Genomic DNA, 26398 nt, shown 5'->3' with positions numbered 1-26398 from the left:
TACCAGGGCCCATTCCGGGCGGAAGCCAGGGCCCATTCCGGGCGGAAGCCAGGGCCCATTCCGGGCGGAAGCCAGGGCCCATTCCGGGCGGAAGCCAGGGCCCATTCCGGGCGGAAGCCAGAAAGCGCCCCCGTTCCGGGAGCGCGTCGCCAACCCCGGCAGCGCCCGCCCGCAGCGCGCGCCGCCCTCCCGGAGCACGCGGGCCGAGCGCTGCCAGGAGCGCGCGGGGCCGGAGGCCGCCCGCGGGTGGCGAGCGGCGCCGGCCGAGTGATCCACGGGCGCCCGCCGCCCCGAGCCAGGCGGGCGCCCGTGGATCAGTGCAGGTGGCTCACTTCACCGAGCCGGCCATCATGCCCTGCACGAAGTACCGCTGGAAGGCGAAGAACAGCACCAGCGGGATGATCAGCGACAGGAACGCGCCCGGCGCGATGATGTCGACGTTGGTGCCGAACTGCCGCATCTGCGACTGCAGCGCCTTGGTCATCGGCTGGGACGCGGTGTCCGCGAAGACCAGGGCGATGAGCAGGTCGTTCCACACCCACAGGAACTGGAAGATCCCCAGTGAGGCGATCGCGGGCTTGCCCAGGGGGAACACCACGGTCGAGAAGATCTTCCACTCCGACGCGCCGTCCATCCTGGCCGCCTCCAGAAGCGAGGAGGGGATGCCGACGAAGAAGTTGCGGAGCAGGAAGATCGCGAACGGCAGTCCGAACGCGACGTGGAACAGCACCACGCCGGGGATCGTGCCGAAGATGCCGACCTGGCCGTAGAGGGTGGCGATCGGGATCAGCGCGATCTGGATGGGCACGATCAGCAGGCCGACGACGACCAGGAAGAGCGTGTCCCGGCCGGGGAACTCGATCCAGGCGAAGGCGTATGCCGCCATCGCCGCGATGCCGATCACCAGCACCGTGGTCGGCACGGTGATCAGCACCGTGTTCCAGAAGGAGGCGGTGAAGCCGCTGGCCAGCAGGTTGGTGTAGCTGCTGATCGTCAGCTCCGCCGGCTTGGTGAAGATCGTCCACCAGCCCTCGGAGTTGTTCACCGTCTCGTCGCGCAGCGACACCACCAGCAGACCGAGGGTCGGGATCAGCCAGAACAGCCCGATGAGGATCATCACGACCTGGACCGCGCCGCTGCCGAGGCGGTCGACGAGCCTGCCGATGGGGCCTCGCCGTACGGCTCCCGCGTGAACGTGAGCCATCACTGCTCCCTCCTGAACCGGCGGATGTTCATGATCATGAACGGCAGGACCAGGATGAGCAGGAAGATCGCGAGTGCGCTGCCCAGCCCCTGGTTGTTACCGCCGCCGAAGGAGACTCGCCACATCTCCAGCGCGATCACGTTCGCGTTCGGCTGCACCGATCCCGGCGCGATGATGAAGACCAGGTCGAAGACCTTCAAGGTATTGATGATCATCGTGACGAACACGACGAGTAGCACGGGCGACAGCAGCGGCACGGTGATCTTCCTGAAGACCTGCCACTCGGTCGCGCCGTCGATGCGGGCCGCCTCCAGCGCGTCACGCGGGATGCCCGCCAGGCCCGCGGCGATCAGCACCATCGCGAAGCCCGCCCACACCCAGACGAACGCGCCGATGATGGCGGGCGTGATCAGGGTCGGGCCGAGCCAGGTCAGGCCGTTGAACGGCGCCTCGAAGTTCGACTGCGGCAGCCGTACGGTGTAGGAGCCGGGCGCCAGGCCCGCGAAGGTGAAGGTGCCGTCGGGTCCGGTGGTGGCGGTGGCCGCGACGGAGTCGCCGCTGACCGCCTCCACGGTCACCCCTGGCAGGCCCTTCTCGCTGCCGTCGACCTGGCCGGCCTTGCCGCCGCCGCCGGGCGTGAAGTCCAGCCAGACGGTGCCGCTCAGCCCCTGTCCCGAGGCCGCCGCGGCGGGCTTGGCGTCGGCGGGCACCGCCTCCGGCTTGAGCCCGACCAGCGGGATCAGCACCGGCTGGCCCGCCTGGGCGGGCTGCTTGGTGACGACGGCGCCGTCCTGCTCGGCCACGGGCGAGGCGTCGTTCTCCCTCGGTCGCGCTCCCTCCAGGCCGCCCCCGCTGGAGAACACGCTCGAGACCGTCGACATGAGCGCGTTGGCCACGCCGCGGTCCGGGTCCTCCTCGTAGACCAGGCGGAAGATGACGCCGGCGGCCATCAGCGAGACGGCCATCGGCATGAACACGATGAGCTTGAAGGCGGTGGCCCACTTGATGCGCTCGGTGAGGACGGCGAAGATCAGGCCCAGGGTGGTGACCACGATCGGGCCCACCACCACCCAGATCAGGTTGTTCCTGATCGTGGTGAGCGTGCCGGAGTCGGTGAAGATGGTGCCGAAGTTCTGCAGCCCGACGAACTGGGTGCCGGTGGCGTCGTAGAGGCTGCGGAAGATCGAGTAGACGATCGGGTAGATGACCCAGATGCCCAGCAGGAGCATCGCGGGAAGGACGAAGAACCAGGCCACGATGGCCGAGGGGCCCAGCTTGCCGCGGCCGGGCTTGGCGGCGGCAGGGCGGCTGCTCGTCTCGGTGGCGGTGGCGGCGCGTGCGGTCGCGCCGGCGCCGGCGGGATCGGGGTTCTCGGTGGGGGAGGTGCCCGACTCCGTCTGGGGGGTGGGTTCTGGCCCGGGGGTGGACCCGCGCGACGTGGTGTCGCGCGGGCCGGTCGGGCCGTTCAACCGGTCGGTCACGGCCTCGCCCCTTTACTTCCAGGCCTTGGCGGCCTCGGTCTCAAGGGCCTTGGCGGCGGCCTTGGCGTCCGCGGGGTTGCGCAGGAAGTCCTGAAGGACCTTCCACTCGCCCTTGCCGTCGGTGCCGCCGAAGGCGCTCGGCGCGAGGTCGGACATGTCGTACCGGACGCTCTCACCGGCGGAGATGATCGTCTGCGCCAGCTGCTTGGTCATGTCGCTCGGGTAGTTGTCGGGGGAGACGTTGCGGTTCGGCGACAGGTAGCCGGGCAGCTTGGCCCACACCTCGCCGCCCTCCTTGGAGGCCAGGAACTCCAGCAGCGCCATGGCGCCAGGGGAGTCCTTCAGCGCGACCGCGATGTCACCGCCGAGCACGACCGGCGCGGTGTCGCCGACCTTCGGGAAGGGGAACACCTTGGCCGTCTCGCCGATCTTGGCGCCGGACTGGGTGGCGGAGGCGGCCACGAAGTCGGCCTCGATGACCATCGCGCCCTTGTCCTGGCCGTACACCTGGGTCACGCAGGTCGGGAAGTCGGTCTGGAGGGCGCCGCTGTTGCCGCCGACCATGTACTCCTTCTTGCCGAAGATCTGCGCCATCTTCTCCAGCGCGGTGACGACGGAGGCGTCGGTCCACGGGATCTCGTGCTTGGCGAGCTGGTCGTACTTCTCCGGGCCCGCGCTCGACAGGTAGACGTTCTCGAACAGGTCGGTGAGGGTCCAGCCGGAGGCGCCGCACAGCGAGAACGGCGGGGTGCCGGAGTCGGCGATGGCCTGGGCGGTCTTCATCAGCTCGTCCCAGGTGGTCGGAGCCTGCACGCCGGCGTCGGTGAACGCGGCGTCGCGGTACCAGACGATCGACTTGTGCGCGGCCTTGACGAGCACGCCGTACACCTGGCCGTCGGCGGAGCCGAGCTCCTTCCAGTACGGGGTGTAGTTGTCGTCGATCTGCTTCTGGACCTCGGCGCTGAGGGGCTTGAGCGCCTTCTGGTCGGCGTACTGCTTCACCAGGCCGGGCTGCGGGAGGATCGCGATGTCCGGCGGGCTGCCGCCCTGGATGCGGGGGCCGAGGTAGGCGCCGGTGTCCTCACCGGTGGAGGCGTAGGTGACCTTGGCGCCGGTCTTGTCCTGGAAGGCCTTCAGCACGGTCTCGAAGTTCGTCTGCTCCTCGCCCGTCCACTTGGCGGCGACCTCGATGGTCACCCCCTCGAGGGGCTTGGCACCGGCGGCCGGGGCGGAGCTGGCCGCGCCGGTCTGCTGGGGGGTGGTCGTTGGGGCGTTGCCGCAGGCGGCGATGGCTACCGCGAGCCCCGCCAGAACAACTGCTTTGCGCATGATGCCTGACCTCGAATCACTGGGTTGCGATGATCTCGGCTAGCTCTGCCTTCATGGAGGCCGCCACGTCATCGGTTGATTGGTCGTACGGCGGGCTGAGCGCCTTGGAGACCGCGCTGGCGATCACCAGGCTCAGCTGGTCGTAGTTCGCGCTGACCGGTCGCGGCTTGGCCGCGAGGATGCTCTCCTTCAGCACGGGCAGATAGGGGAAGCGCTTGATCAGCGAAGGATCGTCATAGAGCTCGGCCCACACCGGAGGGAAGGAACCCTCGGTCAGGACGCGCCGCTCGTTCTCCAGACTGGTGAAGTACTTGATGAACTCCTGCGCGGTGTTCTGCCGCTTGGAGTAGGCGCTGATGGCCAGGTTGGCGCCGCCCAGCGAGCTCGATCCCGGTCCGTCGGGTCCGGGGAGCCTGGTCACCGCGAACTTGCCGGCCACCTTGGACTGGGTGGCGGGCCCGTACGCGTGGGGCCAGTTGCGGGCGAAGACCAGCTGGCCGTTCTGGAAGGCCAGCCTGGACTCCTCCTCCTTGTAGTTCAGCGCCTGCGGAGGTATCCATCCCTCGCGCAGGCCCTGGGTGAAGAAGTCGAGCGCCTGCTTCGCCTTGGCCTGGTCCAGGTCGGGCAGCGTCCCGCCCGCCGACTGGACCGCTTCGGCGAAGTTGACCGTCAGTCCCTCATAGGCGGCCAGCTGTCCCGCGTAGCCGCCGATGTCGTGTTTCTTGGTGATCGCAAGGGCCTGGGCGCGAAGCGCGGCCCAGGTCGTGGGCGGCTTCTTGACCAGGTCCTTGCGGTAGTAGAGCAGCCCTGCGTTGCTCGTGTACGGCACCGCCCAGAGCTTGCCCCGGTAGACCGCGGTGTCCACGACGGGCGGCAGGAACCTGTCGAGCGGGAACTGCCCGCGCTCCAGGGGGATGATCCAGCCGTTGTCGGCGAACTCCGCCGTCCACACCACATCGAGTCCGAGCACGTCGTAGCGGTCGCTCCTGGCCTGCAGGTTGGCGACCAGCTGCGCGCGCTGCTCGTCGGCCGCTTCCGGCAGTTCGAGCAGCGTCACCTTCTGTGCCGGGTGCGCCTTGTTCCAGCGGTCCAGCAGGGGCTGCAGGTAGCCGGTGGTGTCGCGCCCGGTGGCGAAGGTGATCGGACCGTTGGGGTCCTCCCCGCCCTCTTCCGTTACCGACGCGCATCCGGCCACCAGGAGCGCGATCAGCATCACGGACATGGGGCGGAACACGTATGACCTCCACATTCCGACCGGATTACATTCGTGTTAGGTAGATGCATTCATGTTATGCACAGCGCTAATCTGAACGTCAACGGATATGTCCGTAACGAGCGCGTAACGAGGAGGTGGGGCGTGCGGTTGCACCTGCTGGCGCTCCTCGCGAAGGAACCCGCCCACGGGTACGAGCTCAAGCAGGCTCTGGAGCAGACGTTCGGCACGGCCTACCCCTCACCCAACATCGGCCAGATATACGTGACGCTCGGCCGTCTGGAGAAGGACGGCCTGGTCAGAGCCGTTGACGTGGAGCAGTCCAACCGGCCGAACAAGAAGGTCTACTACCTGACCGCCAAGGGCCGCGACGTGCTCACCGACTGGGTGGACGAGCCGACGGAGGGCCCGAGGGTGCGCGACGAGTTCTTCATGAAGCTCGTGCTCGCGCCCCTGACCGGCATCGCCGACCGGATGGCGTTGATCAACCGCCAGCGCCGCCACTACCTTGCGCTGATGCGCGATCTCAACGAACTCGCCGAGCGGACCGATCCGGGGAATCAGGTCGCGCTCCTGCTGATCGAGGGCGCCATGCTGCACCTGCAGGCCGACCTCGACTGGCTCGAACGCTGCCAGGAGGACCTGACGTGACCGTGCTCAAGACCGTCAACCTGGTGAAGATCTACCAGAACAACCACGTGCCGGTGCCCGCCGTACGAGGGGTTGACCTGCAGGTAGATGAGGGCGAGTTCGTCGCCATCATGGGTCCTTCGGGCTCCGGCAAGTCGACGCTCGTGCACATGCTCGGCGGGCTCGACTCCCGCACCAGCGGCGAGATCTGGCTGGACGGCAAGCGCGCCGACACCCTCTCGGAGAGCGCCTGGGCGCTGCTGCGGCGCGAGAAGATCGGCTTCGTCTTCCAGTTCTTCAACCTGGTCGCCAGCATGACCGTCGCCGACAACGTCGAGCTGCCCGCCCTGCTGGCGGGGGCCTCGCCGAAGGAGGCGCGCGAGCGCAGGGAGTACCTCCTCGACGCGCTCGGCCTCACCGAGCGGGTCGAGGCCGCCCCTGCCCAGCTGTCGGGTGGCGAGCAGCAGCGGGTGGCGCTGGCCCGCGCCCTGTCCAACAAACCCAGCCTGCTGCTGGCCGACGAGCCCACCGGCAACCTCGACAGCCGCAACACCCGCGACGTGCTGCGCCTGCTCAGCGAGGTGCACCGCGAAGGGCAGACGATCGTCCTGGTCACCCACGACGCCAGGGTGGCCAGCCTGGCCGACAGGGTCGTCTCGCTGCTCGACGGCCAGATCGTCGACGACGGCAAGATCGTCCGCAGGCGGCCCGGCAGGGGCGGCGCCGGAGAGGTCATCGACCTGCGATGAGAGCCGGCCTCCGATGGATCAGGGCCGACCTGCGCGCCAGGCGCGGACAGGCCCTCCTCACCGTGCTGACGATCGCCGGGATCGTGGCCGCGCTGATCACCGCGGCCACGCTGCTCGAGGACGGCACCAACCCGTGGCGCGGCCTGTTCGCCGAGACCAACGGCGCCCACCTGTGGATCCACACCAAGGACCGGCCGCAGGTCGTCGCGCTCAGGCAGATCGACGGGGTGGAGCAGGCGACCGGGCCGTACCGCTCGGCGCCCGTGACCGTGCTCCAGGAGCGCAGGAAGGCCCCGGCCGCGCTGCGCGCCATGCCGGTCGCCGCCCCCGAGGTGGCCAGGCCGGTGGTCGCCGAGGGTGCCTGGCTCGACCGCGCCCAGCCCGACAGCGTGGTCGTCGAGCGTTCCTTCGCCAGGGCGCTCGGGCTGCGCCTGGGCAGCGCGGTCACCGTGACCGCGCTCAGCGGCGCCCGCCACGTGCTGTACGTGCGGGGCATCGCCGACTCGGCCGACCAGGGGTTCTATCCCGAGTGGACGCCCGGCCTGATCTGGGTCCTGCCCGAGAAGCTCGACCGGGTCGAGCCTGAGCTCGGCCGCAGCGAGTGGGTGACGGGCCTGCGCCTCGAGGACCCCGAGGCCACCCAGTTCGTCTCCCAGCGCGTCGTGGTGATGCTGGACGAGGAGGTCCAGCGCGTCTACACCTGGCGCGAGGTGCGCGCCGCCATGGAGCTGGACAACCGGCTGCTCGGCACGCTGCTGGCGCTGTTCGGCATCGTCGGCCTGGTGGCCGCCGTGCTGGCGCTGGCCAACGCGGCCGGCGGGCGCGTGCTGTCGCAGCTGCGCGACCTGGCGACGCTGAAGTCCATGGGCTTCACCAGGGGCCAGGTGGCGGGTCTGCTGCTGGTCGAGCACGGCGCGCTCGGCCTGCTCGGCATCGCGCTGGGCGTGCCGCCCGGCTGGCTGGTGACCTGGCTGGTGCTCGACACGACCTCCGTCGCGCTCGTGCCGCTGCTGGCCATCACCGCGGGCACCGCGCTGGTCGTGCTGGTGGCCGTCGGCGTGCCCGCCTGGCGCGGCAGCCGTACGCCGCCCCTGCCCGCCGCGCCCGCGGCGCCGCCCCGTGGCCGCCTGTCGCGCCTGGCCAGGCTGGCCCTCCTGGTACGGCTGCCGCCCGCGCTCGTGCTGGGCGCCCGCGACGCCTTCTCCAGGCGGGTGCCCGCCTTCCTGACGGCGTTCGGCCTGGCCGTGCCGATGATGATGATCACCATCGGGCTCGGCGTCTGGGCCACGCTCGACGGCTTCCTCGCCCACCCCGAGCAGGTCGGCCAGCACGCCCGGCTCCTGGTGCGCCCGGACAAGCTGACCCCCGAGCAGGCCAAGGCCCTGTCCGAGCGGGATCCGGCCGTCCTGCAGGTCTATCCGGGGGCCGAGGTCGACGCGCTGGTGCCCGGCGAGGCCCGCTCGATCAGGGTGCGCGCGATCGGCGGTTCGGCCTCGCCGTACCCCTTCCCGGTGGTCGAGGGGCGCATGTACGCCGACAGGGGTGAGGCGGTCGCCGGACAGGGCCTGCTCGACCTGCTGCGGGTGAAGATCGGCGACCGGGTGTGGCTGTCGGTCGGCGGCACCCCGCTGATCGTGCGGATCGTCGGCAGGACCGTGGAGCCCGACCTCGACGGCCAGGTGCTCTCGCTCGGCGTGGACAGCCTCGCGGCCAAGGACGTGGTGCCGCCGGAGTTCTGGGGCCTGGCGCTGAAACCGGGCGCAGACCCCGCCGAGGTGCGCGACCGGCTCCTGGCGGCCTCGGGCGAGGGGCTGGAGATCCAGCGCGTGGTCAACCCCGCCGAACGCCTGGCGGTCATCCGCGTCGTCATCGTCGCGCTCGTCGCCGTGCTCGCGCTGATCGGCCTGGCCAACCTGTTGACGGCCAGCGCGCTCGGGCTGCGCGACCACGCCTACGACCTCGCGGTGCTGAAGGCGATGGGGCTCACCCCGCGCCAGGTCATGGCCACGCTGGTCATGGGCACGGGGGTGCTGGTGGTGCTCGGCGTCGTCGCCGGCACCGCGGCGGGCTCGTTCGTCGTGCAGGGCCTGATCGATCTGCAGGGCCACACCAGCGGCGTCGGGGCGGGCATCGCCCGTCCGCCCTCGCCCCTCGTGCTGGCCGTGGCGGTGCTGGTGGCCATCGGGGCGGCGCTGGCCGTCGCCCTCATCCCCGCCCGCAGGGCCGCCCGCGCGCAGGTGCCGATCACCGCCAGGTAGCCGCAGGGGTGCCTGTCGCCGTTGACAGGCACCCGCGAGAGCGCGCCCCGGAGGGGCGCGCTCAGCCGGCCTTGAGCGCGAACCAGTAGAAGCCGTGCCCCGGCAGGGTCAGCATGTACGGCGACTCGCCGATCCTGGGGAAGCGGACGCCACCCCTGGCCTCGACGGGCACCATGCCCTCGAAGCGCCGCAGGTCGAGCTCCACGGGCTGCGGGAACTTCGACAGGTTGTTCACGCACAGCATCAGGTCGTCGCCCTCCTCACGCACGAACGTGAGGACGGCCGGGTTCGACGACCACATCTCGGTGTAGGCGCCGGTGCCGAAGACCGGGTGCTGGCGGCGGATGTGCAGCATCTTCCTGGTGAAGTGCAGCAGCGAGGCCTCGGTCTTCTGCTGCGCCTCCACGTTGACCGCCTGGAAGCCGAAGATCGGGTCCATGACCGCGGGCAGGTAGAGCCGGCCGGGGTCGGCCGTCGAGAAGCCCGCGTTTCGGTCGGGGCTCCACTGCATCGGCGTGCGGACCGAGTCGCGGTCCTCCAGCCAGATGTTGTCGCCCATGCCGATCTCGTCGCCGTAGTACATCACCGGGGAGCCGGGCAGGCTCAGCAGCAGCGCCGTGAACAGCTCGATCAGGTCGCGGTTGTTGTCGAGCAGCGGGGCCAGACGCCGCCTGATGCCCAGGTAGGCCCGCATGCGCGGGTCCTTGGCGTACTCGGCGTGCATGTAGTCGCGCTCTTCCTCGGTCACCGTCTCGAGCGTCAGCTCGTCGTGGTTGCGGAGGAAGATGCCCCACTGGGCGTTATCGGGAAGCTTGGGGGTGCGCGACATGATCTCCGAGATCGGCTCGCGCGTCTCCTTCTTCACCGCCATGTAGATGCGCGGCATCAGCGGGAAGTGGAAGGCCATGTGGCACTCGTCGCCGCCCGTCGTCGGGTCGCCGAAGTACTCGACCACGTCCTCGGGCCAGCCGTTCGCCTCGGCCAGCAGCACCCTGTCGGGGTAGAGGCGGTCCACCTCCGCGCGCACCTTCCTCAGGTACGCGTGGGTCTCGGGCAGCCCGCTGCAGCTGGTGCCCTCCCTCTCGAACAGGTACGGCACGGCGTCCAGCCGGAACCCGTCGATGCCCAGGTCCAGCCAGAACCGCAGGACCTCCAGCATCGCCTCCTGGACGGCCGGGTTGTCGTAGTTGAGGTCGGGCTGGTGGTGGAAGAAACGGTGCCAGTAGTACTGCTTGCGCACCGGGTCGTAGGTCCAGTTGGACTCCTCCGCGCCGATGAAGATGATCGGCGCGTCGGGGTAACCGGTCGGCTCGTCCGCCCACACGTAGAAGTCGCCGTAGGGCCCCTCGGGGTCGTGGCGCGAGGCCTGGAACCAGGGGTGCTGGTCGCTGGTGTGATTCATCACCAGGTCGGTGATGATGCGGATCCCGCGCGCGTGCGCCGACTCGATGAGCTGGACGAAGTCTCCGAGATCACCGAAGTCCGGGAGGATCTTCCCGTAGTCGGAGATGTCGTAGCCGCCATCGCGCAGCGGCGACTCGTACAGCGGCAACAGCCACAGGCAGTCGACGCCGAGCCACTGGAGGTAGTCGAGTTTCTCGATGAGACCGCGCAGGTCTCCGGTCCCGTCGCCGTTGGAGTCCTTGAACCCCCGGACGAGCACCTCGTAGAACACCGCCCGCTTGTACCAGCGTGGATCGGCCGAGACGAAGGCCTCGGAGACCGATGGGTTGTTCATATGACGCTCACAGAAGGAGATGTGGGCAGGACGAAGTCACCGGTTTCCCCGGCGTGTTGTGTGGTGACCGCGTCGCATGGAGTCGTCATCCCTGCGATCTCCATGCCCGGCCGAGACCAGATTTGTGATCTGATGCCCCGGTTCTTGCGACGCTCTCGGGCCGAACACTACCAGCCCCATGGCCCTCCGGAACCCGCTTCTTTGTAGCGGTCGTAATACCCACGAGATCCGTATGTAACCGCTCTGTAACCCTGCGTTCTCCCGGGGGATGCCCGCAGGTCAGAAGGGTGGCGTCAGCTCGGCGAGGTCGCTCTCGTAGTCCGTCAGCCAGGCGCCGAAGAGCACCAGGCCACGCACCCAGAACCGGTCGTTCCACCCGGTGAACCGGGTCAGCGCGTCCGGCCCCGAGGCGATCACCTCGTGCAGCGTGTCCGAAAACAGGCTCGGCACCTTTTCGGTCACCTTCACCAGCATCCGGTGCGAGTAGTCGCGGGCCGGGGCCGCGGTCGAGCGCAGCGGCACCCGCTGGAGCGGCTGCTTGACCACGTTCGTCGACGGCAGCGCGGCCACCCTCGGGTTGGCCGCGTGCAGCAGCTCCCGGTAGAAGCGGCCCTTGTCCTTGCGGGCCACCCCGACCGACAGCGCCGCGTCGAAGAAGTCGGGGTGGATGAACGGCGCCGCGAAGCCGGCCTCAGGGCCGACCAGGTTGACCGCCGAGCGGGCGATGCCGCGCACGGTACGGGTGTGCAGCACCGACAGCGGCAGCTCGGCCCGGTGCCCGTGGAGCATCGAGGTGGCGGCGGCGAACTGCTCACGCACGACGTCGCCGATCCACGCCTCTGCCGCGGGCGACAGGAAGGGCACCGAGGGCGCGCCGAGCGACAGCGAGCCGAGCACGGCCGCCGAGCGCTCGGCCTGCGTCCTGGCCTCCAGCGCCGCGCCGCTGACCATGAAGTTCTTCAGCAGCGGGCCGCCGGCCAGGCCGTCGACGAGCACGCGGCCCGCGCCGTGCACCTGCTTGGCGAAGGGCGCGTACCAGGCGTGGTGCGGGGTCATGAACTCCAGCCGCCGCGCCACCTCGAGCGCGTCGCGCGGATAGGCGGCGGCCTCCTGGGTGATGACGCGGTGCCGTACCCCCAGCTCGCGGGTGATGGCGCGGGCGAAGGCGATGTCGGTGTCGGTGCCGTCGTCGGGGCTGGTCGTCCACGACTCCACGTCGGCGCCGCGCGCCACCGCGACCGAGCACAGCAGCCGCGAGTCGTAGCCGCCGCTGACCGGCACCAGCAGCGGTCGCCCCTCGTAGTCGTCGTAGACCCCGTGCAGGATCTCCAGCAGCTCACCGGCGCCGCGCCAGGCCTCGTACGGCTCCTGCCGCAGCCAGCGCGGCAGCCGCCGCTCGGTCGAGATCCTGCCGTGGGCGTGGACCAGCGCGCTGGAGCCCGGCAGGCGGCTGATCCCCCGGTACGGCGTGGCGTCGCCGAGCGGGAACGTCACCTGGATGATCGACGCCCACGCCGCCCAGTCGATGTCGACGGGCACCAGCTCCAGCAGCGGCTTCAGCAGCGAGGAGAAGTAGACCGCCTCGCCCACGCGCACGTAGTAGACGTCGACCAGGCCGAGCGCCCCCGCGTGCAGCACCGTGCGGGCGCCGTCGCCGATCAGGCCGGGCGTCTCGTAGGTCTCGGCGACCGTGATCCAGTCGGCGGGCGCCGCGGGCCTGCGCTCGCCCCACGCGAACGCGAACGTGCCGTCGGCGCGGTGGTAGGGCGGCAGCGGCTGGGAGCTGTAGAGCGCCGCCTCGGCCGTCTGGAGGGCGGGCCTGACCTTGGGCCCCGACCCCGCGAGCTTGTCGAGCAGGCCCGCATCGAGCCGGCCGAGGGCGCCGCACACGTACGGCCTCACATTGAACGCCGGCCACTGCACGCGATCTCACTCCTCAACGCCGATTCCAAGCGAAAGAGTATCCTTTGCCGGGCCGAGAGACGGAGGGCCTGTGACTACTGAGCTGGAGAGCACGCGACGCGCGCTGCGTGACGCCATCGCCGAGGCGGAGCGCGCGGCGGAGCTGGCCAGGCTGCTGGACGCCGCCCAGGCCAGGCTCGCCGCGGCCGAGCGGGCCACCGAGGAGCTCAAGACGATGGGCGAGCGCCTCGCCGAGGCCGAGAGCGAGCTGGAGCGCGAGCGCGCCGCGGCCGAGAAGCTGCGCAAGGAGCTGGCCGAGCAGCGCTACCAGGCCGAGGTCGCCCAGTGGAAGCTGTCCTCCATCAAGGTCGCCAGGTGGAACCGCATCGGTGACGCGATCAAGACGGGCAAGCGCAACCCGGTCCGCCTCGCCAAGGGGCTGAAGGGCGCGACCAGGCCGGTCAAGCGTCCCGTGGCGCCCAAGCGCAAGCCTCTGGCCGTCAGCGCGCCGAAGGACGAGCGTCCCGGAGCCGCCTTCCAGGCCACCAGCACCACCAGGACGGTCGAGGGCACCTCGGTGCGGCTCAAGCCGTTCCGGATCCCGACGGGCCCCAACACGCGCCCGCACCTGACCGCCGCCGTGATCGCCGACCCGCACGCCGAGGCGCTGCTGCGCTACGAGTGGCGGCAGACCACGGGCTTCACGCCCCGCGACTTCGCCCGCGTCCTGGCGGCCGAGGTGCCGCACCTGCTGGTCGTCGAGTCGGTCACGGAGGGGCCGTGGGCCGAGGAGGTCACCGGCGAGCCGGGTGAAGGGCTGCGCGAGCTGCTGGCCTGGTGCGCCGAGCGCGGCATCCGCACCGTCTTCTGGCACACGCAGGGCACCGTCGCCGACTACGCCGCCGCCGCCGAGCTGTTCGACCACCGTTTCACGACCGACCTGGCCGCCGGCTGGCCCCGCCTGCCGTTCGCGGTCCAGCCGCGCGTCCACAACCCGCTGCCGCTGTCCGGCGGGCGCTACGGCCGGGTGCTCACCCTCGACCAGCTGCTGCCCGACCATCTCGGCTACCCCGACGTGCTCACCTCCTACCGCTGGCCCATCGCCGTCGACTGCCCGCCCGGCACGCCGCAGTGGCGGCTGGCGGAGCTGGCCGCCTGCGGCACCTCCATCGGCCCTGAGGGCGACTCCAGGCGCGCGCACGCGGCGCTGCGCAGGGCCTACGCCATGGGCACCATGAGCGAGCGCGTCGACGAGCTGCTGGAGGCCGTCGGGCTGCCGAGCGCCCGCGCGACGCTCAACGTCTCGGTCATCCTCCCGGTCCTCGACCCGGCGCTGCTGGAGCACGGCCTCGCCCAGGTCGCCAAGCAGTCGGGCGTCACCCAGGTGATCGTCTTCGGGCCCGCCGGCGGGGAGGAGCGGGCGCGGGAGGTGCTGGCGCCGCGCGAGGTCGTCTACCGCGAGCCCGACCCCGTCTCCAGCACGGGAGCCCTGCTGAACAGAGGGCTCGACCTGTGCGAGGCTGACCTGGTCGCGATCATGGACCCGCGCGACGTCTACGGCTCGCACTACCTGGACGACCTCAGCCGCGCCTTCCTGTTCACCACCGCCGACATCGTGGGCAAGGCCTGCTTCTACGCCCACCTGCGCACCGCGCACGCCACGCTGCTGAAGCAGCCGGAGGCGGAGTACACCTACACCCCCGAGGTCGCAGGGGCGACGCTGCTGGCCAGGCGGCACGCGTTGCGGGCGGTCGGGTTCGCCGACCTCACCGAGGGGTGGGACGAGGTGCTCATGCGGCAGTGCCGTACGGACGGGGTCAAGGTGTTCTCCGCCGACAGGTTCGGCTACGTGCGGGTGCGCGACGAGGACCGGTGGCTGCTGGGCGCCGCCCACCTGGTCGAGTACGGCTCCGCCGAACCCCACGCCCTCATCTGACCGCACCCCGCGCCGCGCCGGGGCGCCCGCCGCTCCCCGGCCGCGGGCGGGGGTCTACGCTCGGCTCGTGAGACCGAGACGGCTGGCCGAGGTGCTCGGCGCCGCGCCGGCTCCCGAGGGGAGCTGGGCGGAGGAGGGCGTCTACCTGTCCACCGCCGCGCTGCGCCGCGGCATCCCGGCCGAGCGGCTGGCCGCCGACGTCAGCTCCCTTCCCGGCGTGCGGTCGGTGACGGTCTCCGGCAGGGGGTTCCTGCGCATCACCGTCGACGACCCGGGGGAGGTGCTCGACGAGCCCTTCGCGCGGATCCCGGTCGAGGACGCGTGGCCCGACCTCCCGCGCACCTGGGACAACCCGGGCTTCGTCGTGCGATACGCCCACGCGCGGGCCGCGGCGGTCATCAGGTGGGCCGCCGACCTGGGCGTGCCCGGCACCGGCCGCGACCCGCGGGCGCTGACCGATCCGCGTGACCGGGCGGTGCTCAGGCTGCTGGCCGAGATCCCCGGGCGCGAAGCGAGCCGCGATCCCGGGTGGCAGTCCTACCTTCCCCGGCTCGCCCTCGCCTACCACGACGCCCACGAGCACGCGCCCGCCGTACCACGGGGGGACGGAAGCCCGGAGCCTGTGCACACGGCGCGCGTCCGGCTGGCGGCGGCCGTCTGGACCGTGCTCCCCGGACCAGAGCGAATCTGAAAATATCCGGTCATTGCACGATTTAGGGCAAAAGTTTCCTCTCCATCCCGCGATCTCGTCTCGATCCGTGGTCGGACGTCCCATCAGCTGCACCACGTCCGATAGCCTCGATCGGGTGAGTCGATTCGCCCATCCAGCCGGGGACAGACACGCTGAGATGCTGCCCCACGAGCGCCCGCCGCTGGCGCCCGCCGACCTCAACCGGATCAACCCCTCGATCTGGCCGCGAACGTCGACGCGAACGGATGGCGCGCTCACGATCGGCGGCGTCGACGTGCGCGACCTCGCCCAGCGGTACGGCACGCCGCTCTACGTCATCGACGAGGACGACGTCCGCTCCCGGATGCGCGAGTACGCCACCGCCTTCGCCGGCTCCGACGTCCACTACGCCGGCAAGGCGTTCCTGTGCAAGGAGATCGTGCGCTGGCTGATGGACGAGGACCTGGGCCTCGACGTGGCCAGCGGCGGCGAGCTGGCCGTGGCGCTCAGCGTCGGCTTCCCGCCCTCGCGCATCACGCTCCACGGCAACAACAAGTCGGTCGCCGAGCTGTCGCGCGCTCTCGAGGTCGGCGTCGGCCACATCGTCGTCGACTCCTTCGAGGAGATCGCCCGCCTGGGCTACCTCGCCGAGGAGAGGGGCGTGCGGCCCCGGGTGATGGTCCGCGTGACCACCGGCGTCGAGGCGCACACCCACGAGTTCATCGCCACCGCGCACGACGACCAGAAGTTCGGCCTGTCGCTCAGCTCGGGCGCCGCGGCCGAGGCCGTCCGGCGCATCCTGGCCCTGCCGCAGCTCGAACTCGTCGGCCTGCACTCCCACATCGGATCGCAGATCGTCGACACCGCCGGCTTCGAGGTGGCCGCCAGCCGGCTGGCCGGCCTGCTGGTGCAGATCAAGGACGAGCACGGCGTCGTGCTGCCCGAGCTCGACCTCGGCGGCGGCTACGGCATCGCCTACGTCGACGAGGACGAAGCCCCCGACATCAAGGTGATCGCCGACGCCCTGCGCGAGATCGTCGCCAAGGTCTGCACGGGCGCCGGGCTGCCCGTGCCGCGCCTGACGGTCGAGCCGGGCCGGGCCATCGTCGGCCCCGGCGGCGTCACCCTCTACGAGGTCGGCACGGTCAAGGACGTCGAGGGCCTGCGCACCTACGTCAGCGTCGACGGCGGCATGAGCGACAACGCCCGCACCGCCCTCTACGGCGCCGAGTACACCACCGTCCTCGCCTCCCGCGCCTCCGCCGCGGCCCCCATGCTGTCGCGCGTGGTCGGCAAGCACTGCGAGAGCGGCGACATCGTGGTCCGCGACCACTACCTGCCCGCCGACCTCGCGCCCGGCGACCTGATCGCCGTGGCCGCGACCGGCGCCTACTGCAGGTCGCTGGCCAGCAACTACAACTACCTGCCCAAGCCCGCCGTCGTGGCCGTCTCCGGCGGCCAGGCGCGCGTCATCGTGCAGGGCGAGACCGAGGATGACCTGTTGAGGGGACAGCTATGAGTGGCAAACCGCTGAAAGTCGCGCTCCTGGGGTGCGGCGTCGTCGGGTCCCAGGTCATCAGGCTCATGGAGGAGCAGGCCGACGACCTGGCCGCGCGCATCGGCGCCCCGCTGGAGCTGGCGGGCGTCGCGGTCAGGAAGCCCGGCCGCAAGCGCGACGTCCACTTCGACCCGGCCCTGCTGACCAGCGACGCGGAGGGCCTGGTCACCCGCGACGACGTCGACATCGTCATCGAGGTGATCGGCGGCATCGAACCGGCCCGATCGCTCATCCTGGCCGCCATGGCCAGCGGCAAGGCGGTGGTCACCGCCAACAAGGCCCTGCTCGCCGAGGACGGCGCCACCATCCACGCGGGCGGCGGCGACCTCTACTACGAGGCCAGCGTCGCCGGCGCCATCCCGCTGCTGCGCCCGCTGCGCGAGTCGCTGGCCGGCGACCACGTCAAACGGGTGCTCGGCATCGTCAACGGCACCACCAACTACATCCTCGACAAGATGGACTCCACCGGCGCCTCGTTCACCGACGCGCTCGAAGAGGCCCAGGCCCTCGGGTACGCCGAGGCCGACCCCACCGCCGACGTCGAGGGCTTCGACGCCGCGGCCAAGGCCGCCATCCTCGCGGGTCTCGCCTTCCACAGCCGCGTCACCGCCGCCGACGTGCACCGCGAGGGCATCACCGAGATCACCGCGACCGACGTGGCCAGCGCCAAGGCCATGGGCTACGTCATCAAGCTGCTGGCCATCTGCTCCCGCTCCGACGACGGCCGCTCGATCGGGGTCCGCGTCCACCCGGCGATGATCCCCAGGTCGCACCCGCTGGCCGGGGTCCGCGAGGCCTACAACGCGGTCTTCGTCGAGGCCGAGTCGGCCGGGCAGCTCATGTTCTACGGCAAGGGCGCGGGCGGCGCCCCGACCGCGTCCGCCGTGCTCGGCGACCTGGTCGCGGTGGCCCGCAACCGGATCGCGGGCACCAGGGGCCCCAGCGAGTCGATCTACGCGTCGCTGGCCGTCCACCCGATGGGCGAGACCGTCACCCGCTGCCACGTGTCCCTGGACGTCGCCGACAAGCCGGGCGTCCTGGCGCAGGTGGCGACGCTGTTCGCCAAGCACGACGTGTCCATCCAGACGGTCCGCCAGGAGGGCCACGGCGACGACGCCCAGCTCGTCATCGTCACGCACCGGGCGACGGACGCGGCGCTGTCGGCGACGATGGAGGGGCTGCGCAACCTCGACATCGTGCGGGCGATCGCCGGCGTGATGCGGGTCGAGGGCGACGACTGACCCGGCAGGCACGGGGATTTCTTGCGGGATTTGGTGCGGGGCCGGTGACCGGCCCCGTGGAAATGGCGGATCGCTGATCTGATTCGCCGGGCGAAGAGATGCTCGATGGGCGATTCTTGAAGAGCGCCCATCGAGAGATCGTGACGACCATGGTCATGCCGTCGGTGATGCAGGCACCCAGGTCGCCCGGGGCGCGGTCGTGCACGGATATCCCTTTTCCGCCGAGAGGCGCGCCACGCTCTCGGTTCCCCACCGAAGGAGATCCCTTTGTCGTGCTCGCCGCCTTTTGGTGAAGAGGGTGGAGAAACAAGCCGTTTCTCCGCCTATGTGGATGCAGTCGAGCGAAGGATCGACAGAGACCTCCTCGAGGAGGCTCTGCGGCAGAACGAATCGGCGGCCGAGTCCGCCGAAGTGTCGGACCGTGGCGATGGCTGAGGCGTCGCGACCCGGCGCGGCGTACCGGGACGACCCGGCGCCCTAGCGACACACCCGAAACCGCGACGACCCGGCCTGCCGTACCCGGGAGGAACGGCAGGCCGGCGCCATGCCCGGAGGGGCACACGGGCGTCAGGCACGCTGCCGGCGTTGAGGGTCGCCACCCGACGCGGCGCGCCGACCGTCACCCGCGGAAGACACCGTGCACCCGCCATGGCATCATACGGAACTAAGAGTTCCGAAACTCATGGTTCCGTTAGGAGCGAGCATGGACGTCTCTGTCACCTCCCCGCACCGCACGGTCGTTCTCGCCGGCCGGATCATCGCCTTCCTCGGCGTGTTCCACATGGCCGTCACCGTCGCCTTGAACATCCGGTACCTGCCCACCTGGTTCTCGGGCGGGCTGTGGTTCCCCGCCAACGGCCTGGGCGAGCTCCCTCCCGCACTGGGCGGCTTCTGGCTCACGATCGGGTCCTTCGCCCTGCCGCTGTTCGCGCTGGGCCTGCTGATCGACTGGGCCGGTCGGCGCGGCGCGACTCCTCCGGCGTTCGTGGCATGGTTGCTCGGCGTGTGGGGCACGATCGGAGCGCTCACCTTCGAGCCGTCGCCGTTCGTCGCCGTCTGGGTGCCCGCCGTGATGCTGCTCGTCGCGGCCGGGAAGCGCCGGTGAGCGCGGCTCCCGCAGCCGACCGGCGGCGCGGGCAGGCCGGAGGGGCGGGCGCGGACCAGGGGCCGCGGTGACCGGGAAAGGAACGCCAGTGGAACGGCAGGGCACGCGGGCCGCGCAGACAACGCGGACAGGACGGCCGAGAGACAGCAGGGTCGACGCGGCCGTCCTGGTCGCGACCAGGGACGTGCTCGCCGAGACCGGCTACGCCCGCCTCACCGTCGACGCGGTCGCCGTACGGGCGGGAGTCGGCAAGGCCGCCATCTACCGCCGCTACGCCACCAAGCAGGAAATGGTCTTCGCCGCCACCGTCCATTCCATGGCCCTGGAGATCCCGCCCGACACGGGCTCCTTCGTCACCGACCTGGTCGCGCTCGTCGACGACGTCCTCGCCACGCTGGGCAACCCGGTCGCCGCGGTCACGGTTCCCGGGCTGCTGGCCGACGTCGTCGCCGACACCGACCTGACGGCCAGGTTCCAGCGGACGTTCATGGAACGGCAGCGCGACTGCGTCACGGCCGTCCTGGACCGCGCGGTCCAGCGGGGTGAGCTCGCGGAGCGGCCCGAGCTGGACGTGGTCCACGCCCTGCTGGTCGGTCCCGTGTTCGCCTGGCTGTTCCTGATCCGCCGCCAGGATCGGGATGTCTTCGCCCGGGAACTGGCCGCCCGGCTGGCCGCCGCGCTGACCCGCACAGGCGGGCCGCTCCCCGCCTGAGAGGCGGCCTTCCCCTGCAGGCTCGCTCCCCGCCTGAGGGGAGCGGCCTCCCCCGCGCAGGGGAGGGGCGCCGGGCCCGCACGGAGCAGGCTGGTGGCCATGACAGAGAGTGTGAGCGTGGCCGCCACGGCACGGGGCCGGACGCGGGGCCGGACGCGGGGCCGGACACGGTGGGCGGCGTCGGCGGCGGCGGTGTGGTCGGTGGCGTTCGCGGCGGCGGGCGCCTACTGGGCGGTGGGGGGCGCCGGCTTCCCGTTCGGCGCGGGCGATCCGCGAGCCGAGCAGGTGGGCTCGCTGTTCGCGGCGGCGGAGCCGGGGCCGGTGGGCGCGGCCATGGCGGTGCTCGGACTGCTCGGCGCCGTGGTCGCGGTGGGGATGGCCCGCGCCACCCCGGCCAGGGGGCCGCTCGTCTTCGCGTGGGCGATGAGCGGCGCGCTGCTCGTCGCCGTGCCCGACATCAGGGTGATCCAGAACTTCGCCTACCTGTTCATGGGATACACCGGCCTGTGGGACGGGCCCCTGCTGTTCATGGTGTTCTGCATCGCGGGCGGAGCTCTCTGGGCGGCGGCGGCCTGGGTCCACCAGGGCGGCGGCACGCGGGAGCCGGTCCGATGGGGCAGGCCGGTGACCTACGCGGCCGCGCTGCTGGCCCTGCCGTACGCGATCTCGCGCATCTCGTGGGCGGCGGGCATCCCGCTCGGGATACCGGCGGAGGACATCGCGGCGGGGAACGCCGATGGCGGGTGGATCTCCGAGACGGTGCTCGGCGGCCTGTGCGTCGCGGGCGCCGTCCTCACGATCGGTCTGGTGCGGCGCTGGGGTGAGGTCTTCCCCCGGTGGATCCCGTTCCTGCGCGGCAGGCGGGTGCCGGTCTGGTTCGCGGTCGTGCCGGGGCTGGCCGCGTCGGTCATGCTGGTCCAAGCGGGCGCGCGGCTGTACCTGGCGATGCTCACCGGAGACATCACGATCACCGCCGAGCGCTGGGGCACGTTCCTGCCCGGCCTGGCGTGGCTGCCCTGGGGGCTGGCCCTGGCCGCCGCCACCTACGCCTACTACCTGCGCCGGCGGGCCTGAGCACCACCCGCCTGCGCCGGCGGGCCTGAGCACCACCCGCGCCGGCGGACCTGAGCACCGGCCCGCCTTCCCCGGCCTGGTCAGCGGGCGAAGGTACCCAGCTTTCCCGACCGGTTCAGCGGCCGGGGAAGGTCAGGCTCCGGACCCGCCGGACCGCGCGGTTGAGGACGGTGCGGTTCCGCTCCCGGGCGAGCCTGACGGCCTCCCGCCGCCAGTGCTCGGCCTTCTCCTTCCACCTGGCGGTGTCCCTGCGCCCCTTGGCCGCCTCCCTGCGCAGCTGGGCGACCTCGGCGCGCAGCGCGGCCGCCCGCTCGCGCAACCTGGCCAGCTCCTTCTCCCGCTGCCGCGCCAGGCGCTCGTGCTCGGGCAGCGGGCGCCTGCGCGGCGGGTAGACGCGCGGCCGGCGCGTGAAGCCGAACTCGGCGCCGTCCACCCACTCGACGCCGAACACCTCGTCCAGCACGTCGTCGAGGATCTCGCCGGGGCGGATGACGAGCGCCGCGCGCGACAGCGCCGCCGTCCGCTCCAGCCGCGCCGCCACCACCCCGTCGGGCCGCTCGCCGAGCGCGACGCACAGGACGCCGCCGTCGCTGTCCTCGAGGTGCGCGACCAGCCGCTCCACCGTGTCGTGTCCCGGCATCCAGCCCGGCGGGCACAGCAACCGGAACGGCGCCACGCCGGAAGGCGGGCCGTCCAGCCGTACCCGGGGGTCGTGGGTGAACTGCGCGTGCAGCAGCCGCAGGTCGAGCAGCGGATCGGCGAGCGGGGAACGGCGCGCGTCGGTCAGCCACTCCCACGGCCCGGTGACCGTGACCCTGACGTCGGGCAGCGACCCGGCCAGCAGGCCGTCCACCGTGGCGCGGACGTCCTCGTAGGAGCCCGCCTCGACCACCGCGTCCACGTACGGCACCAGCCACTGCCGCCCCTGATCGCCCCGCAGGTAACGCCGGTACGGCACGCGGTCGGCGACGAACGGGTCGTTGTAGCGCTTCAGCTCGGCGAACGAGCGCATGGCCGTCGGCAGCCCGAGATGCCAGGCGCGCGCCTCGGGATCCGGCACGAAGACCGCGCCGGCCTGCGTCAGCCGGTAGCCGAGCTCGGTGTCCTCGGCGAGCTTGAGCGAGACGTCCATGCCGCCGCACGCGCGCAGCAGCCACGCCGGATACGACGCGGTCGCGCCCACGTGCACCCGCGACACCAGCGAGCTGGGCGCGGATCTGAGCCCGTCGTGCGCGGCGATGATCTCCTCCGCCCAGTCGTGCCGGTGCGGGGACATCGGGAACAGGTCCTTCGCCCCGGCGGCCACCTCGGCCGGGGTGGGCGGCGACTCGGGCTGGGTGAAGTCGATCCAGCCGAGGACCACCAGGTAGGGGGCCAGGTGGTGCCACCGCATCTGGGCCTCGACGTGGTCGGGGTGTGGCACCATGTCGGCGTCGAGCACCAGCACGACGTCACCGGTGGCCGCCTCCAGGCCCGTCTGGACCGCCGCGGCCCTGCCCCAGCTGTCCCGCACCCGCTCGACCCGCACGCGGGCAGGACGCGGCGGGTCACCGGGCCGGGAGACGTGGCGCGGCGGGTCTCCAGGGCCGGCCGCCTGGAGCGGCGGGTCGCTGCCGTCGTCCACCACGACGACGTCGAGCAGGTGGGCGGGGTAGGTCTGCGCCGACAGGGCGGCCAGCGTGAGGTCGAGCGTCTCCTGGCAGTCGTGGGCGGGGATCACCACGGTCACCGTCATGGTCGGCTCCCAGGTGCCGAGCTCGGGCGGACTGAGCACCCCGAAGTCGTTGCGCCTGATCCTCATGGCGCCAGCTCCATCAGCGCGCTCGGCCGGAAGCCCCGCCACTGCCGCCGGTTGCGCCGCAGGAACGTGCCGATCGGCTCCTGCCAGGTGTGGTCGGCGGCCGGTCCCCTGCGCAGGACGTAGCCGAGGCCGTGGGTGCGGTAGATCTGCCCGCCCGCCGCCTGCAGCGCCTCCTGGAACTGGGTGTCGACCGAACGGCGCAGCGGCCGGAACCCGCCGACCGCCTGGAACGCCGACCGCTCGACCAGGATGGTGCCGCCCGCCACGAAGCTGGTGATCTGCTCGGTGACCTGGCTGCGGTGCACGGTCACGTCGATCGAGGTCAGGTAGACGAACTCGGGCACGGTGCCGACGACCTGCGCGCCGGAGTAGGAGTGCGCCAGCAGCAGGTCGGACAGGAAGTCGGGCCCGTACCAGTCGTCGTCGTCCATCTTCAGCAGGAACGATCCGGAGGCGCGGGCCGCCGCGTCGTTGAGCACCTCGCCGAACACCGACTCGGTCTCGAAGACGGTGATCGGCCGGTCGAAGCGCTTGACGGCGTCCACGACGTCGGCGTGCGAGGCCGGGAACCCGTGCAGGGCCAGGATCACCTCGAGCTGCACGTCACGCTGCCTGGCCACCTGCTCCAGCGCGAAGCCGACCATGGCAGGCCGGCGTGTCGCCAGCAGCACCGAGGTCAGCGGGGGAGCGGGAGCCGGCGCGCCGAGCTGCTCCCAGCGGGCGGCCACGCCGTGGGTGCGCAGCGCCTCGCGGCGCAGCCTGACGCTGTGCTCCTCGCGCCGCAGGTCGTCGGCCAGGTCGACGGGTGAGGTGACGAGGCGGGCGAGCGGTTCGCCGAGCGCGCCGGCCCAGCGCGGCACCTCCTGGGCGACCAGCGGCACTCCCGCCGCGGCCAGCCCGGCCAGCACCCGCACGGCCGCCAGCGGCCCGCTGTGCGCGTGGTGCCAGTCGATCGTCACGCCGCGCACCTGCCGCAGCCTGGCCACGTCGGCGTCGGTCACGCCACCGGAGGCGGCGAACGTCACCACGGGCCTGCCGTCCAGCACGACCGACCACCGGCCGCCCGACTCGGCCAGCATCGCCGTCCCCCGCGACGGCGTGGTGACGAAGCCCATGGGGTTCACCAGGCGCTCGTCGACCGGGGGGATCATCGAGGGCTCGGCGAGGACGGCGGCCAGACCGGTGCCGCCAGGCCGGCCGATGCGCTCCCAGCTGGTCGCCCCGGCCGTCGGCCGGTCCACCGGCGGCTCGTCCTCCGTCCACTCCACCTCGGTCTCGACCGTACGCAGGACGATGTCGCCGCCCGGCGCGCCGACGCGTTCCGGCACGGGACCGGTCAGGTCGGCGGGAGTCGCGTTCGGGTCGCCCGGACGCCAGTCCGCCGCGCCGACGCCCGCGATGGCCGCGGCCGGCGCGGCGATCACGTCGAGCCGGTGCCCGGCGAAGGCGCGGGCGGTCGCGGTGACCGTACGGCCGGCCGGGGTGGGCGCCGAGAACCGCGCGTCGACCACCCACACCCGGTCCTTCGGCCGGTGGACGCGCAGCTCGGCCAGCGACCGCCAACGATGGGCGGGGGTGGGCGTGGGCACCGGGGCCGGGTGCGCGGCAGGGGTGTCGGCGACCGCGACGACGACCCGCTCGGCTTCCGGCAGCACCTTGTGCAGCGTGGCGATCCTGCGCAGGTCGGCGGGCGTGCCGGCGAGCACCAGCACCTCGGCGACCCGTTCGGCGGCCGGGGGCGGCTCGACCAGCTCGTGGTCGAGGTCGGTGCCCTCGACGTCTACGTCGAGCCCCGCGTGGAAGACGCGGACGTCCGGGGTGCGGGCCAGGGCCTCGGCCACCAGGTCGGCGATCATATGACGCGCCTCAGGAACGTCGACAGGCCGCCCCGGCGCGGCGGCGCCACCGTGGCGGGGGTGTCGAGCTGCCGCTTCAGCCTGCTCACCTCGGCCTGCAGCGCCTTGATCTCGTCCTTGCGCCGGGCGGCCAGCGCCCGCCACTTGGCCGGATCGCCCGCGAGCGGCTCGGCCTCCTCCGCGGTGGTGACGCCGTACTCGGCCGCGCCGACCCACAGCGACCCGAACATCTCGTCCACCAGCGCGTCGAGGTCCCCGCCGATCCTGCGCGCCCTGGCGAAGGCGGCCGTGCGCTCCAGACGCGCGGCGACCACCCCCTCGGCCGCCTCGGCCAGCGCCACGCTGACCAGCCCCTCCTCGCGGGCGACGAGCCGGGCGACGGTGTCGGCGCCCAGCACCCACCCGCGCGGCACGGTCAGCAGGTACGGCGTCGGCGCCACGCCGACCGGCGCGGCCGCGGCGAAGTCGACGCGCGGCTCGTGCTCGTACAGGTTGCGCAGCAGCCGCAGGTCGAGGTGCGGGTCGTCGAGGCTCGACCGCCGCCCGCCGGTCAGCAGCGACCAGGGACCCACCAGGGTGACCGCCACGTCGGGTACCGAGCCGGCCAGCGCCGAGTCCACCGTGGCGCGGGTCTCCTCGTAGCCGCCCGCCTCGACCACGACCCGCACGTACGGCACCAGCCACTGCCGGCGCGGGTGGCCGCGCAGCCAGCGCAGGTCGGGGATGTGGTCGCCGAGGAAGGACCAGTTGTGCCGGTGGACCTCCTGCTGCCTGCGCATCACCGTCGACTCCCCGACGTGCAGGCTGCGCGCCTCGCCGTCGGGGATGAAGACCGCGCCCGCCTGCGCGAGCCGGTAGCCGAGCTCGGTGTCCTCGGCCATGTTCAGGCGCGGGTCGACGCCGCCCGCGTCGGCGAGCAGGCGTGCCGGGACCGATGTCGTCGCGCCGGTGTGCAGCAGGTAGGCACTGGCGCCCGCGTCCTTGAGCCGCCGGGTCTCGGCCAGCATCTTCGCCGTGTACGGCTGCGCCGCCCCGTCGGCGAAGCCGGTGCCGAACACGATGTCGCCGATCACCACCGCGTGGTCGATCAGGTGGTGCCACCGCATGTGCGCCTCGATGTGGTCGGGCGCCAGGATCATGTCGGCGTCGAGCCAGTGGATCACCTCGCCCGTCGCGGCCCGCGCCCCGGTGTTCCTCGCGTTGCCGCGGCCCCAGCCGTCCTCGACCCTGACGACCCTGACGGCCAGGGGGCCGGTGGGCCGCGCGCGCAGGGGCGGGTCGCTGCCGTCGTCCACGACGACCACGTCGAGCAGGTGCGCCGGGTAGGTCTGCGCCGCCAGCGTGGCCAGCGTCCGGTCGAGCTCGTCCTGGCAGTCGTAGGCGGGGATCACCACCGTGACGGACAGCTCAGGCGTCCACGCCCCGATCACTGGAGGGCTGAGCACACCGTAGTCGTTGTGGCGGATCCTCATACGCTTTCCCTGCGCAGCTCTCTGAGCTCCGCTCTGAGCAGGGCCACCTCCTCGGCGTGGGCCATCGCGTTGACGCGGTCCTCGCCGAGGGAGGCGAGGATGGCGCTGAGGCCCTCGGTGCGCCCGCGCGCGACCTCCTCCACGGCGGCCGTGAGCGCGTCGATGCGGGTCTCGATCCGCTTGAGTCCCGCGCCGGTCTGCGCGAGGCCCGTCTCGATCTTCTTGACGCGCAGGTCGATGCGGTGCGCCTTGCCGTCGAGGCGGCGTACGGCCAGCATCAGGAAGGCCGGCACGCCCAGGGACAGGAGGACGGCGGTCGCGGCGAGGGCGGCGGTGAAGGACAGGACGCCCGTGTACACCGTTATCGCCAGCGCGCCGAGCACCAGAGCTCCGAGGATTGCGGTCGCGGCCAGCCGGCGGGGCGAGAGCATCCGCGCATACCTTTCCATGTTTGAACGCCAACCTGGGA

The 26398-nt window shown here is 71.9% G+C and carries 20 protein-coding genes; 10 read left to right on the top strand and 10 right to left on the bottom strand.

The genetic code is table 11. The features are described 5' to 3' along the window. Positions 1 to 328 precede the first annotated feature (328 nt). Genes ACWDLG_RS31055 through ACWDLG_RS31040 form a run of 4 tightly spaced genes read right to left on the bottom strand, consistent with a single transcriptional unit; the run spans position 329 to position 5236 of the window. Positions 329 to 1204, bottom strand: a complete 876-nt coding sequence (locus ACWDLG_RS31055) for a carbohydrate ABC transporter permease (protein ID WP_354917132.1) — start codon at positions 1202 to 1204, stop codon at positions 329 to 331. After that, the gene (locus ACWDLG_RS31050; protein WP_449926716.1) at positions 1204 to 2685 is read right to left on the bottom strand and encodes an ABC transporter permease subunit; all 1482 of its coding nucleotides are present in this window, start codon (positions 2683 to 2685) and stop codon (positions 1204 to 1206) included. The genes ACWDLG_RS31055 and ACWDLG_RS31050 overlap by 1 nt, the downstream gene beginning before the upstream one ends. 12 nt (positions 2686 to 2697) lie before the next feature. Further along, positions 2698 to 4014: an ABC transporter substrate-binding protein gene (locus ACWDLG_RS31045; RefSeq protein WP_354917138.1), complete on the bottom strand. Its 1317-nt coding sequence runs from the start codon at positions 4012 to 4014 to the stop codon at positions 2698 to 2700. Positions 4015 to 4030: 16 nt separating this feature from the next. Beyond that, positions 4031 to 5236 carry an ABC transporter substrate-binding protein gene (locus tag ACWDLG_RS31040; protein WP_354917141.1) on the bottom strand — a complete coding sequence of 402 codons (1206 nt, stop codon included), beginning with the start codon at positions 5234 to 5236 and terminating at the stop codon, positions 4031 to 4033. 135 nt (positions 5237 to 5371) lie between these two features. On the opposite strand from ACWDLG_RS31040, the gene ACWDLG_RS31035 reads away from it, so the two are divergent. Genes ACWDLG_RS31035 through ACWDLG_RS31025 form a run of 3 tightly spaced genes read left to right on the top strand, consistent with a single transcriptional unit; the run spans position 5372 to position 8864 of the window. Next, on the top strand, positions 5372 to 5878 hold the full coding sequence (locus ACWDLG_RS31035) for a PadR family transcriptional regulator (protein ID WP_354917144.1): 507 nt from the start codon (positions 5372 to 5374) through the stop codon (positions 5876 to 5878). Then, positions 5875 to 6606, top strand: a complete 732-nt coding sequence (locus ACWDLG_RS31030) for an ABC transporter ATP-binding protein (protein ID WP_449926712.1) — start codon at positions 5875 to 5877, stop codon at positions 6604 to 6606. Before ACWDLG_RS31035 ends, ACWDLG_RS31030 begins: the two co-directional genes overlap by 4 nt. Then, complete coding sequence (locus ACWDLG_RS31025) at positions 6603 to 8864, top strand: FtsX-like permease family protein (protein ID WP_449926709.1); 2262 nt, start codon at positions 6603 to 6605, stop codon at positions 8862 to 8864. The genes ACWDLG_RS31030 and ACWDLG_RS31025 overlap by 4 nt, the downstream gene beginning before the upstream one ends. A 61-nt stretch (positions 8865 to 8925) precedes the next feature. Here ACWDLG_RS31025 and treS read toward each other — a convergent pair whose 3' ends face one another. Together treS and ACWDLG_RS31015 are read right to left on the bottom strand one after the other, a co-directional pair. Further along, positions 8926 to 10602 (bottom strand): maltose alpha-D-glucosyltransferase, encoded by a 1677-nt coding sequence (gene treS / locus ACWDLG_RS31020; RefSeq protein WP_354917152.1) that lies wholly within the window; start codon positions 10600 to 10602, stop codon positions 8926 to 8928. A 279-nt stretch (positions 10603 to 10881) separates the two neighbouring features. Then, positions 10882 to 12525 carry an asparagine synthetase B family protein gene (locus ACWDLG_RS31015; protein ID WP_354917155.1) on the bottom strand — a complete coding sequence of 548 codons (1644 nt, stop codon included), beginning with the start codon at positions 12523 to 12525 and terminating at the stop codon, positions 10882 to 10884. Positions 12526 to 12595: 70 nt separating this feature from the next. Between ACWDLG_RS31015 and ACWDLG_RS31010 the strand changes: the two genes are divergently transcribed. The 7 genes from ACWDLG_RS31010 (at position 12596) to ACWDLG_RS30980 (ending at position 20800) form a co-directional block, all read left to right on the top strand. After that, positions 12596 to 14440 carry a hypothetical protein gene (locus tag ACWDLG_RS31010; protein WP_449926704.1) on the top strand — a complete coding sequence of 615 codons (1845 nt, stop codon included), beginning with the start codon at positions 12596 to 12598 and terminating at the stop codon, positions 14438 to 14440. 67 nt (positions 14441 to 14507) lie between these two features. Beyond that, positions 14508 to 15131 carry an anticodon-binding protein gene (locus tag ACWDLG_RS31005; protein WP_449926701.1) on the top strand — a complete coding sequence of 208 codons (624 nt, stop codon included), beginning with the start codon at positions 14508 to 14510 and terminating at the stop codon, positions 15129 to 15131. A 115-nt stretch (positions 15132 to 15246) separates the two neighbouring features. Further along, positions 15247 to 16629: a diaminopimelate decarboxylase gene (gene lysA, locus ACWDLG_RS31000; protein ID WP_449926698.1), complete on the top strand. Its 1383-nt coding sequence runs from the start codon at positions 15247 to 15249 to the stop codon at positions 16627 to 16629. After that, complete coding sequence (locus ACWDLG_RS30995; protein ID WP_449926695.1) at positions 16626 to 17909, top strand: homoserine dehydrogenase; 1284 nt, start codon at positions 16626 to 16628, stop codon at positions 17907 to 17909. The genes lysA and ACWDLG_RS30995 overlap by 4 nt, the downstream gene beginning before the upstream one ends. A gap of 703 nt (positions 17910 to 18612) precedes the next feature. Continuing rightward, positions 18613 to 19014 (top strand): DUF6463 family protein, encoded by a 402-nt coding sequence (locus ACWDLG_RS30990; RefSeq protein WP_449926692.1) that lies wholly within the window; start codon positions 18613 to 18615, stop codon positions 19012 to 19014. An 88-nt stretch (positions 19015 to 19102) separates the two neighbouring features. Next, positions 19103 to 19726 carry a TetR/AcrR family transcriptional regulator gene (locus ACWDLG_RS30985; RefSeq protein WP_449926689.1) on the top strand — a complete coding sequence of 208 codons (624 nt, stop codon included), beginning with the start codon at positions 19103 to 19105 and terminating at the stop codon, positions 19724 to 19726. Positions 19727 to 19825: 99 nt separating this feature from the next. Next, complete coding sequence (locus ACWDLG_RS30980; protein ID WP_449926686.1) at positions 19826 to 20800, top strand: hypothetical protein; 975 nt, start codon at positions 19826 to 19828, stop codon at positions 20798 to 20800. Between the two features lie 115 nt (positions 20801 to 20915). Here the strand turns inward: ACWDLG_RS30980 and ACWDLG_RS30975 are convergent, their stop codons facing one another. The 4 genes from ACWDLG_RS30975 to ACWDLG_RS30960 are packed head-to-tail and all read right to left on the bottom strand — an operon-like array spanning position 20916 to position 26360. After that, positions 20916 to 22601 carry a glycosyltransferase gene (locus ACWDLG_RS30975; protein ID WP_449926683.1) on the bottom strand — a complete coding sequence of 562 codons (1686 nt, stop codon included), beginning with the start codon at positions 22599 to 22601 and terminating at the stop codon, positions 20916 to 20918. Beyond that, positions 22598 to 24457 (bottom strand): glycosyltransferase, encoded by a 1860-nt coding sequence (locus tag ACWDLG_RS30970; protein ID WP_449926680.1) that lies wholly within the window; start codon positions 24455 to 24457, stop codon positions 22598 to 22600. The genes ACWDLG_RS30975 and ACWDLG_RS30970 overlap by 4 nt, the downstream gene beginning before the upstream one ends. Then, complete coding sequence (locus ACWDLG_RS30965; protein WP_449926677.1) at positions 24454 to 25929, bottom strand: glycosyltransferase; 1476 nt, start codon at positions 25927 to 25929, stop codon at positions 24454 to 24456. Before ACWDLG_RS30965 ends, ACWDLG_RS30970 begins: the two co-directional genes overlap by 4 nt. Next, entirely contained in the window at positions 25926 to 26360 is a 435-nt protein-coding gene (locus ACWDLG_RS30960) for a hypothetical protein (protein WP_449926674.1), read from the bottom strand. The genes ACWDLG_RS30965 and ACWDLG_RS30960 overlap by 4 nt, the downstream gene beginning before the upstream one ends. Positions 26361 to 26398 lie beyond the last annotated feature (38 nt).

The sequence above is a fragment of the Nonomuraea sp. NPDC003727 genome (assembly GCF_053586935.1).
Note: the sequence above shows the minus strand (reverse complement) of the source record. Positions and strands in the feature narration are given on the sequence as shown.

What these genes read in the sequence shown, in the direction of transcription:
- ACWDLG_RS31055 (WP_354917132.1), bottom strand. Translation starts at nt 1,204, where the DNA reads ATGGCTCACGTTCACGCGGGAGCCGTACGGCGAGGCCCCATCGGCAGG.
- ACWDLG_RS31045 (WP_354917138.1), bottom strand. Translation starts at nt 4,014, where the DNA reads ATGCGCAAAGCAGTTGTTCTGGCGGGGCTCGCGGTAGCCATCGCCGCC.
- ACWDLG_RS31040 (WP_354917141.1), bottom strand. Translation starts at nt 5,236, where the DNA reads ATGTCCGTGATGCTGATCGCGCTCCTGGTGGCCGGATGCGCGTCGGTA.
- ACWDLG_RS31025 (WP_449926709.1), top strand. Translation starts at nt 6,603, where the DNA reads ATGAGAGCCGGCCTCCGATGGATCAGGGCCGACCTGCGCGCCAGGCGC.
- treS (WP_354917152.1), bottom strand. Translation starts at nt 10,602, where the DNA reads ATGAACAACCCATCGGTCTCCGAGGCCTTCGTCTCGGCCGATCCACGC.
- ACWDLG_RS30995 (WP_449926695.1), top strand. Translation starts at nt 16,626, where the DNA reads ATGAGTGGCAAACCGCTGAAAGTCGCGCTCCTGGGGTGCGGCGTCGTC.
- ACWDLG_RS30990 (WP_449926692.1), top strand. Translation starts at nt 18,613, where the DNA reads ATGGACGTCTCTGTCACCTCCCCGCACCGCACGGTCGTTCTCGCCGGC.
- ACWDLG_RS30980 (WP_449926686.1), top strand. Translation starts at nt 19,826, where the DNA reads ATGACAGAGAGTGTGAGCGTGGCCGCCACGGCACGGGGCCGGACGCGG.
- ACWDLG_RS30975 (WP_449926683.1), bottom strand. Translation starts at nt 22,601, where the DNA reads ATGAGGATCAGGCGCAACGACTTCGGGGTGCTCAGTCCGCCCGAGCTC.
- ACWDLG_RS30970 (WP_449926680.1), bottom strand. Translation starts at nt 24,457, where the DNA reads ATGATCGCCGACCTGGTGGCCGAGGCCCTGGCCCGCACCCCGGACGTC.
- ACWDLG_RS30965 (WP_449926677.1), bottom strand. Translation starts at nt 25,929, where the DNA reads ATGAGGATCCGCCACAACGACTACGGTGTGCTCAGCCCTCCAGTGATC.
- ACWDLG_RS30960 (WP_449926674.1), bottom strand. Translation starts at nt 26,360, where the DNA reads ATGCTCTCGCCCCGCCGGCTGGCCGCGACCGCAATCCTCGGAGCTCTG.